The sequence below is a fragment of the Enterobacter cloacae complex sp. P38RS genome, assembly GCF_014930775.1.
Classification (GTDB): Bacteria; Pseudomonadota; Gammaproteobacteria; order Enterobacterales; family Enterobacteriaceae; genus Enterobacter; species Enterobacter bugandensis.
This window is the reverse complement of sequence record NZ_JADBRS010000020.1, coordinates 83,497-101,003: the sequence shown is the minus strand read 5'-3', so window position 1 is coordinate 101,003 and position 17,507 is coordinate 83,497. Positions and strand designations below refer to the sequence as shown.

The 17,507-nt window shown below is 57.9% G+C and carries 14 protein-coding genes; 9 read left to right on the top strand and 5 right to left on the bottom strand.

What is annotated here, in order from left to right; translation table 11 throughout:
* The first annotated feature begins 2 nt into the window (after nucleotides 1–2).
* Nucleotides 3–1,106 carry a glycerol dehydrogenase gene (locus IM303_RS20195; protein ID WP_048959186.1) on the top strand — a complete coding sequence of 368 codons (1,104 nt, stop codon included), beginning with the start codon at nucleotides 3–5 and terminating at the stop codon, nucleotides 1,104–1,106.
* A 91-nt stretch (nucleotides 1,107–1,197) separates the two neighbouring features.
* On the opposite strand, the gene katG is transcribed toward IM303_RS20195, so the two are convergent.
* The 4 genes from katG to metB form a co-directional block, all read right to left on the bottom strand.
* Complete coding sequence (katG, locus tag IM303_RS20190) at nucleotides 1,198–3,378, bottom strand: catalase/peroxidase HPI (protein ID WP_126300697.1); 2,181 nt, start codon at nucleotides 3,376–3,378, stop codon at nucleotides 1,198–1,200.
* Between the two features lie 147 nt (nucleotides 3,379–3,525).
* Entirely contained in the window at nucleotides 3,526–4,413 is an 888-nt protein-coding gene (metF, locus tag IM303_RS20185; RefSeq protein WP_041911801.1) for a methylenetetrahydrofolate reductase, read from the bottom strand.
* Between the two features lie 225 nt (nucleotides 4,414–4,638).
* Nucleotides 4,639–7,071: a bifunctional aspartate kinase/homoserine dehydrogenase II gene (locus IM303_RS20180; protein WP_041911800.1), complete on the bottom strand. Its 2,433-nt coding sequence runs from the start codon at nucleotides 7,069–7,071 to the stop codon at nucleotides 4,639–4,641.
* A 2-nt stretch (nucleotides 7,072–7,073) separates the two neighbouring features.
* Nucleotides 7,074–8,234 (bottom strand): cystathionine gamma-synthase, encoded by a 1,161-nt coding sequence (gene metB, locus IM303_RS20175; RefSeq protein WP_021242813.1) that lies wholly within the window; start codon nucleotides 8,232–8,234, stop codon nucleotides 7,074–7,076.
* Between the two features lie 275 nt (nucleotides 8,235–8,509).
* Here metB and metJ point away from each other — a divergent pair, with 275 nt between their 5' ends.
* Nucleotides 8,510–8,827 carry a met regulon transcriptional regulator MetJ gene (gene metJ, locus IM303_RS20170; protein WP_003862042.1) on the top strand — a complete coding sequence of 106 codons (318 nt, stop codon included), beginning with the start codon at nucleotides 8,510–8,512 and terminating at the stop codon, nucleotides 8,825–8,827.
* A gap of 48 nt (nucleotides 8,828–8,875) precedes the next feature.
* Here metJ and rpmE read toward each other — a convergent pair whose 3' ends face one another.
* Nucleotides 8,876–9,088 (bottom strand): 50S ribosomal protein L31, encoded by a 213-nt coding sequence (gene rpmE, locus IM303_RS20165; protein WP_003862040.1) that lies wholly within the window; start codon nucleotides 9,086–9,088, stop codon nucleotides 8,876–8,878.
* A gap of 200 nt (nucleotides 9,089–9,288) precedes the next feature.
* On the opposite strand from rpmE, the gene priA reads away from it, so the two are divergent.
* From priA to rraA, 7 genes are all read left to right on the top strand, one after another.
* Nucleotides 9,289–11,484, top strand: coding sequence for a primosomal protein N' (gene priA / locus IM303_RS20160; RefSeq protein ID WP_193360198.1), 2,196 nt, complete (start codon nucleotides 9,289–9,291; stop codon nucleotides 11,482–11,484).
* Between the two features lie 119 nt (nucleotides 11,485–11,603).
* On the top strand, nucleotides 11,604–12,629 hold the full coding sequence (gene cytR, locus IM303_RS20155) for a DNA-binding transcriptional regulator CytR (protein ID WP_048998260.1): 1,026 nt from the start codon (nucleotides 11,604–11,606) through the stop codon (nucleotides 12,627–12,629).
* Between the two features lie 93 nt (nucleotides 12,630–12,722).
* Nucleotides 12,723–13,709 carry a cell division protein FtsN gene (gene ftsN, locus IM303_RS20150; protein WP_028014839.1) on the top strand — a complete coding sequence of 329 codons (987 nt, stop codon included), beginning with the start codon at nucleotides 12,723–12,725 and terminating at the stop codon, nucleotides 13,707–13,709.
* Between the two features lie 94 nt (nucleotides 13,710–13,803).
* Nucleotides 13,804–14,334: an ATP-dependent protease subunit HslV gene (gene hslV, locus IM303_RS20145; protein ID WP_008501802.1), complete on the top strand. Its 531-nt coding sequence runs from the start codon at nucleotides 13,804–13,806 to the stop codon at nucleotides 14,332–14,334.
* Nucleotides 14,335–14,343: 9 nt separating this feature from the next.
* Nucleotides 14,344–15,678 (top strand): HslU--HslV peptidase ATPase subunit, encoded by a 1,335-nt coding sequence (hslU, locus tag IM303_RS20140; RefSeq protein WP_028014840.1) that lies wholly within the window; start codon nucleotides 14,344–14,346, stop codon nucleotides 15,676–15,678.
* Between the two features lie 62 nt (nucleotides 15,679–15,740).
* On the top strand, nucleotides 15,741–16,667 hold the full coding sequence (gene menA / locus IM303_RS20135; RefSeq protein ID WP_127334627.1) for a 1,4-dihydroxy-2-naphthoate polyprenyltransferase: 927 nt from the start codon (nucleotides 15,741–15,743) through the stop codon (nucleotides 16,665–16,667).
* Between the two features lie 92 nt (nucleotides 16,668–16,759).
* A complete protein-coding gene (rraA, locus tag IM303_RS20130) occupies nucleotides 16,760–17,245 on the top strand; it encodes a ribonuclease E activity regulator RraA (protein WP_014885702.1) in 486 nt (161 codons plus the stop codon).
* Nucleotides 17,246–17,507: the final 262 nt, after the last annotated feature.

Sequence of the window (17,507 nt, the reverse complement as noted above, 5' to 3'; positions counted from 1 at the left end):
TTATGGACCGTATCATTCAATCGCCGGGGAAATATATCCAGGGCGCGGATGTGCTGACCCGTCTCGGCGACTATCTGAAACCCCTGGCAAACCGCTGGCTGATCGTCGGCGATAAGTTTGTGCTGGGTTTTGCCGAAGACACCCTGCGCCAGAGTTTTAAAAAAGCCGAACTGCATGCCGAAATCGCGCCGTTTGGCGGCGAATGTTCGCAAAATGAAATCGATCGCCTGAAAAAGTTGGCCGACAGCGCCGACTGCCTGGCAGTACTGGGGATTGGTGGCGGTAAAACGCTTGATACCGCGAAAGCGCTGGCTCACTTTATGGACGTACCGGTCGCCATTGCGCCGACTATCGCTTCCACCGACGCGCCGTGCAGCGCCCTTTCCGTTATTTACACCGACAGTGGCGAGTTCGATCGCTACCTGATGCTGCCGCACAACCCGAATATGGTCATTGTGGATACGAAAGTGGTAGCAGGTGCGCCTGCACGTCTGCTGGCCGCCGGGATTGGCGACGCGCTGGCGACCTGGTTTGAAGCACGCGCCTGCTCGCGCAGCGGCGCGACCACCATGGCCGGGGGTAAATGCACACAGGCGGCATTAGCGCTCGCCGAGCTGTGCTACAACACGCTGGTTGAAGAGGGTGAAAAAGCGATGCTGGCGGCGGAACAGCATGTGGTAACGCCTGCGCTGGAACGCATTATCGAAGCCAACACCTATCTCAGCGGCGTCGGCTTTGAAAGTGGCGGGCTGGCGGCTGCACACGCTATTCATAACGGCATGACGGCGGTGCCTGACGCGCATCACTTCTATCATGGGGAAAAAGTGGCATTTGGTACGCTGACGCAGCTGGTGCTGGAAAACGCGCCGGTAGAAGAAATTGAGACCGTCGCGGCGCTTTGCCACAGCGTAGGGCTGCCGATCACCCTGGCACAGCTGAACATCAAAGAGGATATTCCGGCCAAAATGCGTCTGATTGCCGAAGCCTCTTGTGCGGAAGGAGAAACGATCCACAACATGCCGGGGGGCGTCACGCCGGATCAGGTGTATGCGGCGCTGCTGGTGGCAGACCAGTATGGACAGCGATTCCTGCAGGAGTGGGAGTAATAAAAAAGCCGGGTGGCGCTGCGCTTACCCGGCCTACATGGCACTTTAATTTGTAGGCCGGGTAAGGCGTAGCCGCCACCCGGCACAATGGCTACTTCACGTCAAACCGATCCAAATCCATCACCTTCGCCCATGCGGCAACGAAGTCGCGGACAAACTTCTCGTGCGCATCGCTGCTGGCGTAAACCTCGGCCAGCGCGCGCAGGACGGCGTTCGAACCGAAGACCAGGTCGGCGCGGGTCGCGGTGTATTTCACTTCACCGCTGGCGCGATCGCTACCGGCAAACAGCTCGTTTGAATCGTCGGTCGCTTTCCACTGGGTATTCATATCCAGCAGGTTTACGAAGAAGTCGTTGCTCAGCACGCCCTCGCGGCTGGTGAATACGCCATTCTTGCTGCCATCAAAGTTCGTGCCCAGCACGCGCAGGCCGCCGATCAGCACCGTCAACTCAGGTGCGGTCAGGGTCAGCTGCTGGGCCTTATCAATCAGCAATGATTCCGTCGTGGACACATCCACCTGCGCACGGTAGTTGCGGAAGCCGTCGGCAATCGGTTCGAGCAGGTTAAACATCTCGATATCCGTCTGATCCTGACGAGCATCCACACGGCCCGGCGTGAACGGCACGTTGACGTAAACGCCCGCGGCTTTCGCCGCCTGCTCAACGCCCACAACGCCCGCCAGCACGATGATATCCGCCAGCGAGGCTTTATTGGTGGTGCGCTGAATAGCTTCCAGAGCCGGTAACGCACGTACCGCCGCGGCGTTCACATCCCAGTCGCGCTGAGGCGCCAGCGCCAGACGCGCGCCGTTGGCGCCGCCGCGCTTGTCGCCGCCGCGGAAGGTCGATGCAGACGCCCATGCCACTGAAACCAGCTCGCTCACGGAGAGGCCAGAGGCCGCGATTTCCGCTTTCAGGCTTTCAATGTCTTCCTGCGTCGGATGGAACACCGGCTGAGGCAGCGGATCCTGCCAAATCAGATCTTCTTTCGGCACTTCCGGGCCGATGTACCGCGCTTTTGGCCCCATATCACGGTGGGTCAGTTTGAACCACGCGCGCGCGAAGGCTTCGTTAAAGGCCTGCGGATCGTTCAGGAAGCGACGGGAAATTTTCTCGAATTCCGGGTCGAAACGCAGCGTCAGGTCGGTGACCAGCATGGTTGGCTTACGTTTTTTCGACGGGTCAAACGGGTCTGGCATGATTTCCGGCGCATCCACGGCTTCAAACTGAATCGCACCTGCCGGGCTGCGGGTCTGCACCCATTCGTATTTGAACAGGTTCTCGAAGAAGTAGTTGCTCCACTGGGTCGGAGTTTGCGACCAGATGACTTCCAGCCCGGAGGTGATGGCGTCAGCGCCAATACCGGTGCCGTGCGTGCTGGCCCAGCCTAAGCCCTGCGCTTCAATCGGCGAGGCTTCCGGATCGGTACCTACGTGCGTGGCTTCACCCGCGCCGTGGGTTTTACCGAGCGTATGGCCGCCGGCAATCAGCGCGACGGTCTCTTCGTCATTCATACCCATGTTGCCAAAGGTGGCGCGGATTGCCGCCGCAGCAGACAGCGGTTCACCGCTGGCGTTTGGCCCTTCCGGGTTCACGTAAATCAGCCCCATTTCGGTGGCCGCCAGCGGGCGCTTCGCCAGTGCTTCCGGGTCACGGTGGGTCAGCCAGGCTTTTTCATCACCCCAGTTCACGTCCAGATCCGGTTCCCAGACGTCTTCACGACCGGCGCCAAAACCAAAGGTGCGGAAGCCGGAGTTCTCCAGCGCCACGTTACCCGCGAGAATAAACAGGTCGGCCCAGGAGATTTTTTGTCCGTATTTTTGCTTGATTGGCCACAGCAGGCGGCGCGCTTTATCCAGGCTGACGTTATCAGGCCAGGAGTTCAGCGGCGCAAAGCGCTGTTGGCCGCGTCCGGCGCCGCCGCGTCCGTCAACGGAGCGGTAAGTACCTGCCCCGTGCCAGGCCATGCGAATAAACAGGCCCGCGTAGCTGCCCCAGTCGGCTGGCCACCACGGTTGAGAGTCGGTTAAGAGTGCTTTGAGATCGCCTTTGAGGGCAGAGTAATCAAGCTTGCTGAATTCTTTGCGGTAGTCGAAGTCTTCACCCAGCGGGTTCGAACGATTGGAATGTTGGTTAAGAAGATCGATACGGAGTTGTTTTGGCCACCAGTCGCGGCTGCCCGTACCTGCGCCCGCGCTGTGATCGACGCCGCCGTGATGGAACGGGCATTTGCCGGCTGATGCTGCGTTATTGCTCTCGTCTGACGTGCTCATCGCTATGCTCCCTTTTACAGTGTTACCGTTACGATATACACCACTAGCAATAAGATATAGTTGAATTAATCCACAGATTCGATAGTTAATACCTTTTAACTATTTGTTTGATTAAAAAGCCCTCACTTTGTGAGGGCTTTCAGGTTGTTACGCAGGACGAACGCCCAGGGTGTGACAAATGGCGTAGCTCATTTCCGCGCGGTTTAGCGTGTAGAAGTGGAAATCTTTCACCCCTTCACGGCTTAATATTTTCACCATGTCCATCGCGATATTGGCCCCCACCAGCTTGCGGGTTTCCGCGTCATCGTCCAGCCCTTCGTACATTTTGGACATCCACAGCGGAATGCGAACGTTGGTCATATCGGCGAACTTCTTCGCCTGTTTGAAGTTAGAGACTGGCAGAATGCCCGGGATAATTTCGACGTCGATACCTGCCGAGACGCAGCGGTCGCGGAAGCGCAGATAGCTTTCCACGTCAAAGAAGAACTGGGTGATGGCGCGGTTGGCACCGGCCTCCACCTTACGCTTCAGGTTAAGCAAATCCGCCTGGGCGCTTTTCGCTTCCGGGTGGACTTCAGGGTAGGCGGCCACGGAGATATCAAAATCAGCAACGTCTTTCAGCAGCGCGACCAGATCGGTAGCGTACATGTCCGGCTTGCCGCTCCCCGGCGGCAGATCGCCACGCAGGGCAACGATATGGCGAATCCCGTTGTTCCAGTAGTCCTGGGCAATGGCGCGCAGCTCATCGCGGGTGGCGTCAATACAGGTCAGATGCGGCGCTGCTTCCAGACCAGTACGATCTTTGATGCCTTTAATAATGCTGTGCGTGCGGTCACGCTCGCCGGAGTTGGCGCCGTAGGTCACGGAGACAAACTTCGGCTTCAGGCTGCTCAGGCGATCGATAGAGCTCCACAAGGTTTGCTCCATTTCACTGGTGCGCGGCGGGAAAAATTCAAAAGAGACGTTAATCTGGCCGTTTACTTCGGCCAGGCTCTGATTCAGTGCTTCCCGCTGGTTGGCGTGAAAAAAGCTCATACCTTACCTCTATCTTTCGCGTGTCATTGTCTGTTGTGTTGTGAACTTCTATACGTTTAGACGTCCAGATGTAAAAATGACGGAAAAGCGGCGTGACGTCAACAGAAATAATCACAATAACGGTGAGGTTTGCTCAGGGAAGATGAAGGGAGTTCATGATGAGAGTGAGCGCGGTCTGATGCCCTCACCCTAACCCTCTCCCTGTGGGAGAGGGAAATTCACTTTTTACAGCAGCTTAGCCAGACGGTTAATATCGGACTGGATAGCCCCAGCGGTGACATCGCGCCCCGCGCCCGGGCCGCGGATCACCAGCGGGTTATCGCGGTACCAGCGGCTTTCAATGGCGAAGACGTTATCGCACGGCAGCAGGGCCGCCAGCGGATGGTCAGGACGCACCGCCTCGACACCCACACGCGCCTTACCGTTCGCCTCGAAACGCGCCACGTAGCGCAGCACCAGCCCCATCTCGTTTGCCGCTTCCAGACGCTGCACCATCTGGTCATTCAGCTCGTCGCCGTTTTCGAAGAAGTGGTCTACAGAACCTTCTTCGCAGCCCGCAGGCACCAGCGACTCGACGCGGACGGAATCCGGCTCGATGTCATAACCGGCTTCACGCGCCAGGATCACCAGCTTGCGCATCACGTCTTTACCGGAGAGGTCAACGCGCGGATCGGGCTCGGTTAAGCCCTGCTGCCACGCCTGATCCACCAGGTCGGTGAACGGTACGGTGCCGTCAAACTGCAGGAACAGCCAGGAGAGCGTGCCGGAGAAGATCCCGCTCAGCGCCAGAATGCTGTCGCCGCTTTCAATCAGGTCACGCACGGTATGGTTAACCGGCAGACCCGCGCCAACGGTGGCATTATAGAGCCAGTGGCGGCCCGTTTTTTCAAAAGCGTCGTGGATTTGACGGTATTTATCGGTGCTGCTCGCCCCCGCCAGCTTGTTGGCGCTGATGACGTGGAAACCGTGGCTGGCGAAATCCAGATACTGATCGGCAAGCTGTTCGCTGGCGGTGACGTCCAGCACCACCAGATCGTCATACGGGTGCGCGCGCATCCACAGGAACAGCGACTCTTCATCCTGCTCAACCGCTTCATCGTTAAAGAAGGCAAGCGCCCGGCTGGCGTCCAGCCCTTCATAGTTCAGCAGGCTGCGGCGGCTATCCACCACGCCCGCAAGAATAAATTCAAACCCGGTACGCGCCGAAAGCGTGACCTGTTCGCGGGCGAACAGCTCCAGCCAGCGGGAACCGATGTTACCCTTACCAAACAGCACCAGGCCGATGCGTTTTTCCGCGCGGAACAGCGAGGTGTGCAGACCCTGAATCAGGCTTTCGGTTGGACCTTTACGCAGCACGGCGACCAGGCTGATGCCCTCTTCCGACTGCCAGGTGAACTCCACCGGCTGGCCCTTCAGTTGCTGCCAGAAACGGTGGCAGTGCAGCGGGTTACGGGTGACGCCCGCGCCGACCATCGCCACCAGCGCCAGCCCCTGACGCAGGCGAAGCTCGCCCGGCAGGCCCGCTTCGTCGAGAATTTTCAGCGCGCTGTCCGCCACTTCGGCGGTATAGCAGAACTGCAGCAGCTGACGATCGTTATGCACGCCAACGGCCAGCGGACGCACCTGGGCGCGTTTCAGGATCGTGTCGATATCTTTATGCGCCAGCCTGAAGTCCTGACCCGCAGGCACCTGGAACTCAATCAGGCAGATGTCGTCGTGGCTGGTGACGATGCGCGCGCCCGTGCCGGACGCCAGCACGCGCTCAATGCGGGTAGACCCCTGATCCGGCGTATAGCTACAGCGCAGCTGCAGGTCAATATCGCTGCCGGAAACCGGCTGCAGCGTGCGCGCGTGCAGCACCGGGGCCGCCAGACGCGCCAGCTCGCTCGCTTCGTCGAGACGCAGCAGCGGAAGCAGGCAGGCATCTTTCACTTTACGCGGGTCCGCGCTGTAGACACCGGCCACGTCGCTCCAGATGGTAACGCGGGACACGCCCGCCAGGGCACCGATCTGCGTTGCCGAGTAGTCCGAGCCGTTACGGCCCAGCAGCACGGTTTCACCGGCGTTGCTGCGGCTGATAAAGCCGGTGACGACAATACGTTTGCCCGGATGCTGCACCAGCAGCTGCTGCAGCAGCGGGTAGGACAGGCCTTCATCCACCTGTGGCTGGGCGGCGCGTTCGGCGCGCAGGAAATCACGCGCGTCGAGCCAGGCGGCGTCCACGCCCAGGTGTTGCAGCACGGCGGCCATCAGGCGCGCGGACCACACTTCACCGTGCCCCACCACTTCGGCATACACCGCGTCGGTAATCCCGCTGTCCAGCAGAGCAGCCAGACGCTCAAGGTCATGCGTGAAGGCGCTGATCAGCCCGTCCGCCACGTCCGCAGGCAGCAGGCCGGCAATCAGCTCGCTCTGGTAACGACGTAAGGACTGTTGCACCTGATGCGCAGAAAGGCGATCGGTCTGGCTCAGTTTCAGCCAGCTAATCAACTGGTTGGTGGTGCTGCCCGCCGCCGAGACAACCATCATGTCACCCGGCTGTGAATATTCGGTCATGATCCCTGCGACGCGCAGATAACATTTCACATCAGCAAGACTACTACCACCAAACTTGTGCAGCTGACGACCCTTCGCCCCTGCCTGCGCTATCACACTCATGATTACCCCTTGGCTGCGACCCGGAAGCCATTTTCCAGATCGGCAATTAAATCTTCAGAATCTTCAATACCGGTCGAGATACGCAGCAGCGTCTCGGAAATCCCGGCGGCGGCACGTGCTTCCGGTGCCATACCTGCGTGCGTCATGGTCGCGGCGTGGGAGATCAAGCTTTCAACCCCACCTAAGGATTCCGCCAGCGTAAACAATGACAGCCCGCTCAGGAAGCGACGCAGCGTTTGCTCGTCACCGTCCAGTTCAAAACTTAACATCGCGCCAAATCCCTTCTGCTGGCGCGCGGCAATCTCATGCCCCTGGTTTTCCGGCAGCGACGGGTGATAAAGCTTCTTCACCAGCGGCTGGGTTTTCAGGAAATCGACAATCGCCTGGGCATTACGCTGCGCCACGTCCATGCGCGGCGACAGCGTGCGGATGCCGCGCAACAGCAGGTAGCTGTCGAACGCGCCCGCGGTGACGCCGATATTATTAGCCCACCATGCCAGTTCCGTGACAACGTCGGGATCTTTTGCAATCACCACGCCTGCCACCACGTCAGAATGGCCGTTCAGATATTTAGTGCATGAATGCAATACCAGATCCGCACCCAGTGCTAACGGGTTCTGAAGGGCCGGACTGAGGAAGGTATTATCCACTACACTTATCGCTCCCGCATCCCTTGCGAGCTGACAAATTTTCGCAATGTCGACAACGCGCAACAATGGGTTGCTTGGACTTTCCACCAGAACCAGCTTCGGCTTCTCTGCCAGCGCCTGTTTCAGCGCCTGTTCGTCGTTTTGATCGACAAACAGCACGCGGTAGCAGCCGCGCTTTGCCAGGCTATCAAACAGACGATAACTACCGCCGTAACAGTCGTGCGGCGCAACCAGCAGATCGCCAGGCTTCAGGAACACCGTGGTCACCAGGTGAATGGCAGACATACCGGTATTGGTTAATACCGCACCCGCGCCGCCTTCCAGTTCCGCCAGCGCGCGCTGGGTTACATCACGCGTAGGGTTGCCGCGACGCGAGTAGTCATGCGCGCGCGGTTCATTAAATCCGGTGAAATTGTAGGTGCTGGAAAGATGAATGGGCGGGACAACGCAGCCGTACTGCTCGTCATCATTTAATCCGCTACGCACTGCGATCGTGGCCTGTTTACGCGTCATGGTGAGGGCTTCCTGGCGAATGAGGTGAAAAGTCAGTCACCAGAGTAAACATTGAAAGTATGGACGTCAATACATCTGGACATCTAAACTTCTTTGCGTATAGATTGAGCAATGCGCAAATAGCCGTTAAAATTATATGCTTTAGTGCACGCTGCAGCGGCAATATCCGTGCCACGGTATCGTCTCTACGGTAAACTACGCAAGATTACGGTTCAAAACGGGCAGTGACCGGTTTGCACCTTTAGATTAATGACTGAGAGGATTAAAGGTATCTCATGGCTGAATGGAGCGGCGAATATATCAGCCCATACGCTGAGCACGGTAAGAAGAGTGAGCAAGTAAAGAAAATTACGGTTTCCATTCCTCTGAAGGTGTTGAAGATCCTCACCGATGAACGTACGCGTCGTCAGGTGAACAACCTGCGTCACGCAACCAACAGCGAACTGCTGTGCGAAGCGTTCCTGCATGCGTTTACCGGCCAACCGTTGCCGAACGATGACGATCTGCGCAAAGAGCGTAGCGACGAAATCCCGGAAGAGGCGAAGGTGATCATGCGTGAACTGGGTATTGACCCGGAGACGTGGGAATACTGAGAAGCGGATACAAAAAAGGCACCTTGCGGTGCCTTTTTTTCGGGAAACTTATTTAGCGCCCGGGATGCTGAAACGCTTGTTGAAGCGGTCAACACGGCCACCGGTTGCAACATCACGCTGCTTACCAGTGTAGAACGGGTGGCATTTGCCGCACACGTCCAGGTTCAGATCGTGACCCACGGTAGAGCGGATCTGGATAGAGTTACCGCAAGAGCAGTTTGCAGTAATCATTTCGTATTTCGGGTGAATATCTTTTTTCATGGGAGAACCTCAGTTAAGGCCGCGTCGCTCTTCCAGCCCTAACGCCAGACACCACGCGATGTTGAATGTAAGTTCTTTGGCGTAAAGTACACCAAAGGCGGCGAATCATACAGAATTTAACCAACGTATGCAAACTGATCCGCACGCCGCTTTTACTAATGTGTATACTAACGCGCCACTTTTCAAGTCAGGAAGATTCGATGCCCGTCGCTCACGTTGCCCTGCCCGTTCCGCTTCCCCGCACCTTTGACTACCTGCTGCCCGACAGCATGAGCGCCAAAGCGGGCTGTCGCGTGGCCGTGCCGTTTGGCAAACAGCAGCGCGTGGGGATCGTCGTCTCCGTCAGCGATACAAGCGAATTGCCCCTCAATGAACTGAAATCGGTGGTTGAGGTGCTGGACAGCGAGCCGGTTTACTCCAACAGCACCTGGCGACTGCTGCTGTGGGCGGCAGATTATTATCATCACCCGATTGGCGACGTCCTGTTCCACGCCCTGCCGATCCTGCTGCGCCAGGGCAAGAGCGCCAGCCACGCCCCGATGTGGTACTGGTTTGCCACCGAACAGGGGCAGGCCGTGGACATCAATAGCCTGAAGCGTTCGCAGAAACAGCAGCAGGCGCTGGCGGCGCTGCGCCAGGGAAAAATCTGGCGGCACCAGGTCGACGAGCTTGAGGTCAGCGAAACGGCGCTACAGGCATTAAGAAAGAAAGGATTGAGCGAGCTGGCCAGCGAAGCGCCCGCCCTTCACGACTGGCGCGACGGCTTCTCCGTCTCGGGCGATCGCCTGCGCCTGAATACCGAGCAGGCTACCGCGGTAGGCGCCATTCATAGCGCCTCGGACCACTTTTCCGCCTGGCTGCTGGCGGGCGTGACGGGCTCCGGCAAGACCGAAGTCTATCTGAGCGTGCTGGAAAATGTGCTCGCGCAGGGCAAACAGGCGCTGGTGATGGTGCCGGAAATCGGCCTGACACCGCAGACCATTGCCCGCTTCCGCGAGCGCTTTAACGCGCCCGTTGAGGTGCTGCACTCCGGGCTGAACGACAGCGAGCGCCTCAGCGCCTGGCTGAAAGCGAAAAACGGCGAAGCGGCGATTGTGATCGGCACCCGCTCGTCGCTATTTACGCCGTTTAAAAACCTCGGTGTCATCGTCATCGACGAAGAGCACGACAGCTCCTATAAACAGCAGGAAGGCTGGCGCTATCACGCCCGCGATCTGGCGGTCTACCGTGCGCACAGCGAGCAAATCCCTATTATTCTCGGATCCGCCACGCCTGCGCTCGAAACGCTGCACAACGTGCGCCAGCGTAAATACCACATGCTGCGCCTGACGCGCCGCGCGGGGAATGCCCGCCCGGCCATTCAGCACGTGCTGGATCTCAAAGGCCAGCAGGTGCAGGCCGGCTTAGCGCCCGCCTTGATTTCCCGCATGCGCCAGCATTTGCAGGCGGGGAACCAGGTCATTCTGTTCCTCAACCGTCGCGGATTTGCCCCCGCCCTGCTGTGCCACGACTGCGGCTGGATTGCCGAGTGCCCGCGCTGCGACCACTACTACACCTTCCATCAGGCCCAGCGACATTTGCGCTGCCACCACTGCGACAGCCAGCGTCCGGTTCCTCGCCAGTGCCCGTCATGTGGTTCCACGCATATCGTGCCGGTGGGGCTGGGAACGGAACAGCTGGAACAGGCGCTTGGCCCTTTCTTCCCGGACGTGCCTATTTCCCGAATCGACCGGGACACCACCAGCCGCAAGGGGGCGCTGGAGCAGCAGCTGGCGGAAGTGCATCGCGGCGGCGCGCGCATCCTGATTGGCACCCAGATGCTGGCCAAAGGACACCACTTCCCGGACGTGACGCTGGTAGCCCTGCTCGACGTCGACGGCGCGCTGTTCTCGGCAGATTTCCGCTCCGCCGAGCGCTTCGCCCAGCTTTATACCCAGGTTGCCGGGCGTGCCGGACGCGCGGGTAAACAGGGAGAGGTAATACTGCAAACGCATCACCCTGAGCACCCGCTGCTACAGACTCTGCTGCACAAAGGCTATGACGCCTTTGCCGAGCAGGCGCTGGCCGAACGCCAGACCATGCAGCTGCCGCCGTGGACCAGCCACGTCATCATCCGCGCGGAGGATCATAACAACCAGCAGGCGCCGCTTTTCCTGCAACAGCTGAGGAATCTCCTGCAGGCCAGCCCGCTGGTGGATAACCAGCTGTGGATCCTGGGCCCGGTGCCGGCGCTGGCGCCAAAACGCGGTGGACGTTTCCGCTGGCAGATTTTACTTCAGCACCCCTCGCGTATTCGCCTGCAGCACATCGTCAGCGGCACGCTGGCGCTCATCAATACCCTGCCGGAAGCGCGTAAAGTGAAGTGGGTACTGGACGTCGATCCCATCGAAGGCTGAAGACGGATCGAAAAATTTAACGCGCCTCACACTTTTTATGAAAATTCTGTAACCGATTCCATTAACTATCTGTAAAAATGGTGATGTCCGCAGTTCGGTGTTCAGGCGAGGAGAAGACGTTGAAGTCCAGGAAAGAGGTTGCCACGGCGACCATGAAAGACGTTGCCGAGAAAGCACAAGTCTCAACGGCAACTGTGTCCCGCGCATTAATGAACCCGGATAAAGTCTCCCAGGCGACCCGTAACAAGGTTGAACAGGCGGCGCTGGAAGTGGGGTATTTCCCGCAGGCGATGGGGCGGAACGTCAAGCGCAATGAATCGCGGACCATCCTGGTAATAGTGCCGGATATCTGCGATCCCTTCTTCAGCGAGATCATTCGCGGTATCGAAGTGACGGCGGCGGAGCAGGGCTATCTGGTGCTGATTGGCGACTGCGCTCACCAGAACCAGCAGGAAAAAACCTTTATCGACCTCATTATCACCAAGCAGATTGACGGCATGCTGCTGCTTGGCTCGCGCCTGCCGTTTGATGCCAGCATCGAAGAGCAGCGCAATTTACCGCCGATGGTAATGGCCAACGAATTTGCGCCTGAGCTTGAGCTGCCGACGGTCCACATTGATAACCTCACCGCCGCGTTCAACGCCGTAAACTATCTCCAGGAGCTGGGACATAAGCGGATTGGCTGCATTGCCGGGCCGGAAGAGATGCCGCTGTGCCACTACCGCCTGCAGGGCTATGTTCAGGCGCTGCGCCGTACCGGTGCGATTGTCGATCCGCACTATATTGCGCGCGGTAATTTTACCTTTGAAGCGGGCGGACAGGCGCTGGAGAAACTGCTGGCGCTGCCGGAACCGCCAACGGCGGTGTTCTGCCACAGCGACGTGATGGCGCTGGGTGCGCTTTCACACGCCAAGCGCCGTGGCTTACGTGTGCCGAAAGATTTGTCGATTATCGGATTCGATAACATTTCACTTTCAGAGTTTTGCGATCCACCGCTCTCCACCGTTTCACAACCGCGCTATCAGATTGGCCGCGAAGCGATGCTACTTCTGCTGGATCAGCTGCAGGGTCAAACGGTTAGCAGCGGCTCGCGTTTGCTGGACTGCGAGCTGATTATTCGCGGCTCTACCCAGGCATTGACTTAAAGTAAACGCCTTTCGGACACCCTTATCTGGTCAAAGCCCCGCCGCTTAAGTAACATGGCGGGCTGACGAACGAATAAATACAGCGAAACGATAGTGGCACAACGAGATTATGTACGTCGCGGCCAGCCGGCACCTTCGCGACGCAAAAAGAGCAGTTCAAAAAGCAAGCAGCGTAATCTGCCTGCGGTCTCGCCAGCAATGGTCGCTATTGCTGCGGCCGTGCTGGTGGCCTTTATTGGCGGCCTGTACTTCATCACGCACCATAAAAAAGAAGAGTCCGAGGCCCTTCAGGGCAACAAAGTGGTGGGAAATGGTCTGCCGCCGAAACCTGAAGAGCGCTGGCGCTATATTAAAGAGCTGGAAAGTCGTCAGCCCGGCGTGCGTGCGCCTACTGAGCCCTCAGCCGGTGGCGAAGTGAAGAATGCCGATCAGCTGACGGACGAGCAGCGCCAGCTGCTGGCACAGATGCAGGCCGATATGCGCCAGCAGCCGACGCAGCTGAATGAAGTGCCGTGGAATGAACAAACGCCAGCGCAGCGTCAGCAAACGTTGCAGCTGCAGCGTCAGCGCCAGGCACAAATTCAACAGCAGCAACAGCAGCAGTGGACGCAAACTCAGCCGGTACAGCAGCCGAAGGCCCAGCCATACCAGCAACCGCAGCAGCAGACGCGTACGGTGCAGTCGCAGCCTGTTCAACAGCCAAAAGCGCAGCCGCCAAAGCAAGCGGCGCAGCCGTATCAGGATCTGCTCCAGACGCCAGCGCATACCACCGCGCAGCAGCCGAAAACGCAGCAGGCCGCGCCGGTGACCAAAGAGACCGAAGCGCCGAAGCAGACGGCAGAGAAAAAAGACGAGCGCCGCTGGATGGTGCAGTGCGGTTCGTTTAAAGGTGCCGAACAGGCGGAAACGGTACGTGCTCAGCTGGCGTTCGAAGGATTTGATTCACGCATTACCACCAATAACGGCTGGAACCGCGTGGTGATCGGCCCGGTTAAAGGCAAAGAAAACGCAGACGGCACCATTTCCCGTTTGAAAGTGGCTGGCCACACAAACTGCATTCGACTCGCCTCCGGGGGTTGAAACCCCCAAAATCCCCCCCATCTATCATTTAATTCAGCCCTGAGCACAGGTTCAGGGCTTCTGTTTCCCGAATCTGTAACCAGGGGGTCTGCTCGTGACAACAATAGTAAGTGTACGCCGTAACGGCCATGTGGTAATCGCCGGTGATGGCCAGGCCACGCTGGGTAATACCGTCATGAAAGGCAACGTGAAGAAAGTCCGTCGTCTCTACAACGACAAAGTGATCGCCGGTTTCGCAGGCGGCACGGCGGATGCCTTCACGCTGTTTGAACTGTTTGAACGCAAGCTGGAAATGCACCAGGGTCATCTGGTGAAAGCTGCCGTAGAGCTGGCAAAGGACTGGCGTACCGACCGTATGCTGCGCAAGCTCGAAGCGCTGCTGGCGGTCGCGGATGAAACCGCTTCGCTTATCATCACCGGTAACGGTGACGTGATTCAGCCGGAAAACGACCTGATTGCCATCGGCTCTGGCGGCCCTTATGCCCAGGCTGCAGCCCGCGCGCTGTTGGAAAATACCGACATGAACGCGCGTGATATCGCGGTGAAGGCGTTGGATATTGCAGGTGATATCTGCATCTATACCAACCACAACCACACCATCGAAGAATTGACCTCCAAAGCGTAAGGATCTCCTATGTCTGAAATGACCCCACGCGAAATTGTCAGCGAACTGAACAAACACATTATCGGCCAGGATAACGCCAAGCGCTCCGTGGCTATCGCGCTGCGTAACCGCTGGCGTCGTATGCAGCTTGACGAAGAGCTGCGTCACGAAGTCACCCCGAAAAACATTCTGATGATCGGCCCGACCGGCGTCGGTAAAACCGAAATCGCCCGTCGTCTGGCGAAGCTGGCGAACGCGCCGTTCATCAAAGTTGAAGCCACCAAGTTCACCGAGGTGGGCTATGTGGGTAAAGAAGTGGACTCCATCATCCGCGACCTGACCGATTCTGCAATTAAGATGGTGCGCGTCCAGGCGATTGAGAAAAACCGCTACCGCGCGGAAGAGATGGCCGAAGAGCGTATTCTCGACGTGCTGATCCCACCGGCGAAAAACAACTGGGGCCAGGCTGAACAGCAGGCTGAGCCTTCAGCCGCGCGTCAGGCGTTCCGCAAAAAACTGCGTGAAGGCCAGCTGGACGACAAAGAGATTGAGATCGACCTCGCGGCCGCGCCGATGGGTGTGGAAATCATGGCGCCTCCGGGCATGGAAGAAATGACCAGCCAGCTGCAGTCCATGTTCCAGAACCTGGGCGGCCAAAAGCAGAAAGCGCGTAAGCTGAAAATCAAAGACGCGATGAAGCTGCTGATTGAAGAAGAAGCGGCGAAGCTGGTGAATCCGGAAGAGCTGAAGCAGGACGCTATCGACGCGGTTGAGCAGCACGGTATCGTGTTTATCGACGAAATCGACAAAATTTGTAAGCGCGGCGGCAACAGCTCCGGCCCGGACGTGTCCCGCGAAGGCGTACAGCGCGACCTGCTGCCGCTGGTTGAAGGCTGCACCGTCTCCACCAAGCACGGCATGGTGAAAACGGACCACATCCTGTTTATCGCTTCCGGTGCGTTCCAGGTGGCCAGCCCGTCGGATCTGATCCCGGAACTGCAGGGTCGTCTGCCTATCCGCGTTGAGCTGCAGGCGCTGACCACCGAAGATTTCGAGCGCATCCTGACGGAGCCAAACGCCTCTGCTACCGTACAGTACAAGGCGCTGATGGCGACCGAAGGCGTGAACCTCGAGTTCACCGAAGACGGTATCAAGCGTATCGCCCAGGCCGCATGGCAGGTCAACGAAACCACCGAGAACATCGGTGCGCGTCGTCTGCACACCGTGCTGGAACGTCTGGTTGAAGACATCTCATATGACGCGAGCGACCTCAACGGTCAAACCATTACCATCGACGCAGACTATGTGAGCAAACATCTGGATGCGTTAGTGGCAGATGAAGATCTGAGCCGTTTTATCCTATAATCGCGGTTACTGCATTCTCATCACTGTTAATGGGGGCTAAGGCCCCCATTTTTATTGGCTAAATTACTATGACTGATATCAGCCGTACTCAGGCGTGGCTCGAAAGTCTGCGCCCTAAAACGCTTCCTCTGGCTTTTGCCGCCATTATTGTCGGCACCGCGCTTGCCTGGTGGCAAGGGCATTTCGATCCGCTGGTGGCAGGTCTGGCGCTCATTACCGCCGGGCTGCTGCAAATCCTCTCTAACCTCGCGAACGATTATGGCGATGCGGTAAAAGGCAGCGACAAGCCTGACCGTATCGGGCCGCTGCGCGGGATGCAAAAGGGGGTGATCACCCAGGCACAGATGAAGCGTGCGCTGATTATCACCGTGGTGCTGATTTGCTTATCTGGCCTGGCGCTGGTGACGGTCGCCTCGAAAACTACCAGCGATTTCATTGGCTTCCTGGTGCTGGGCCTGCTCGCCATCATCGCGGCCATCACCTACACCGTCGGCACGCGCCCTTACGGCTATATTGGCCTTGGGGATATCTCTGTGCTGGTGTTCTTCGGCTGGCTGAGCGTAATGGGGAGCTGGTACTTACAGGCGCATACGGTGATCCCTGCCCTGTTCCTCCCGGCGACCGCCTGCGGCCTGCTGGCGACGGCGGTACTCAATATCAATAATCTGCGCGATATCGACAGCGATCGTGAGAACGGCAAGAACACGCTGGCGGTGCGTCTGGGGCCGGTGAATGCGCGCCGCTATCATGCCTGCCTGCTTATTGGCGCGCTGGTTTGCCTGGCGCTGTTTAACCTGATTTCCTTGCAGAGTCTGTGGGGCTGGCTGTTTGTGCTTGCCGCGCCGCTGCTGGTTAAGCAGGCCCGCTTTGTGATGCGTGAACTCAGCCCGGCAGCCATGCCGCCAATGCTGGAGCGAACGGTAAAAGGTGCGCTGCTGACTAACCTGTTGTTCGTCATCGGGATTGTGTTAAGCCAGACGCTCAGTTAGCTGACAAATATCAATTAACAATTGATGATTTTGCCAACAACGCATTTCGCACGATATACTGAACACATTCGCAGCAACTGAGCGTTAAACCTATGAAATACGATACCTCCGAGCTTTGTGACATCTACCAGGAAGATGTCAACGTCGTTGAACCGCTGTTCTCCAACTTTGGTGGGCGGTCATCGTTTGGCGGGCAAATCGTCACGGTGAAATGTTTCGAGGACAACGGGTTGCTGTACGATCTGCTCGAACAGAACGGCCGTGGCCGCGTTCTGGTGGTCGACGGCGGCGGGTCCGTGCGTCGCGCACTGATTGATGCCGAACTGGCCGGCATTGCCGTCCAGAACGAGTGGGAAGGCATCGTGGTGTACGGCTCCGTGCGTCAGGTGGACGATCTCGAAGACCTGGATATTGGAATTCAGGCCATCGCGGCCATACCGGTAGGGGCGGCGGGCGACGGCATCGGCGAAAGCGACGTGCGCGTTAACTTCGGCGGCGTGACCTTCTTCTCAGGCGATCATCTCTACGCCGATAATACCGGCATTATCCTTTCTGAAGATCCGCTGGATATTGAGTAATTTACCAGGCCATCTTTTATCGGATGGCCTTTGTTTTTATCATCACCCAAACCGTGAAGTTAACACAGGTTTAGATATCTCCTCTTTTTATACTGCAATAACACTCCCCCGTAGCGTCTCCTGATGGTTTCGGCGCTCCCGAATAACCGTTTATTCAATCGCCGTCGTTTGCCACATATTTTGCATATCACGTCGTACTTTCCCTGCACAGCAAATGCGCACTAACTGCTTACGAAATAAAGAAAATTTAGCTTAGGTTAAC

Excerpts from the sequence above, each read along its gene's own strand:
- rraA (WP_014885702.1), top strand. The coding sequence starts at position 16,760 with ATGAAATACGATACCTCCGAGCTTTGTGACATCTACCAGGAAGATGTC.
- rpmE (WP_003862040.1), bottom strand. The coding sequence starts at position 9,088 with ATGAAAAAAGATATTCACCCGAAATACGAAATGATTACTGCAAACTGC.
- metB (WP_021242813.1), bottom strand. The coding sequence starts at position 8,234 with ATGACGCGTAAACAGGCCACGATCGCAGTGCGTAGCGGATTAAATGAT.
- metJ (WP_003862042.1), top strand. The coding sequence starts at position 8,510 with ATGGCTGAATGGAGCGGCGAATATATCAGCCCATACGCTGAGCACGGT.
- priA (WP_193360198.1), top strand. The coding sequence starts at position 9,289 with ATGCCCGTCGCTCACGTTGCCCTGCCCGTTCCGCTTCCCCGCACCTTT.
- katG (WP_126300697.1), bottom strand. The coding sequence starts at position 3,378 with ATGAGCACGTCAGACGAGAGCAATAACGCAGCATCAGCCGGCAAATGC.
- metF (WP_041911801.1), bottom strand. The coding sequence starts at position 4,413 with ATGAGCTTTTTTCACGCCAACCAGCGGGAAGCACTGAATCAGAGCCTG.
- IM303_RS20195 (WP_048959186.1), top strand. The coding sequence starts at position 3 with ATGGACCGTATCATTCAATCGCCGGGGAAATATATCCAGGGCGCGGAT.
- IM303_RS20180 (WP_041911800.1), bottom strand. The coding sequence starts at position 7,071 with ATGAGTGTGATAGCGCAGGCAGGGGCGAAGGGTCGTCAGCTGCACAAG.
- hslU (WP_028014840.1), top strand. The coding sequence starts at position 14,344 with ATGTCTGAAATGACCCCACGCGAAATTGTCAGCGAACTGAACAAACAC.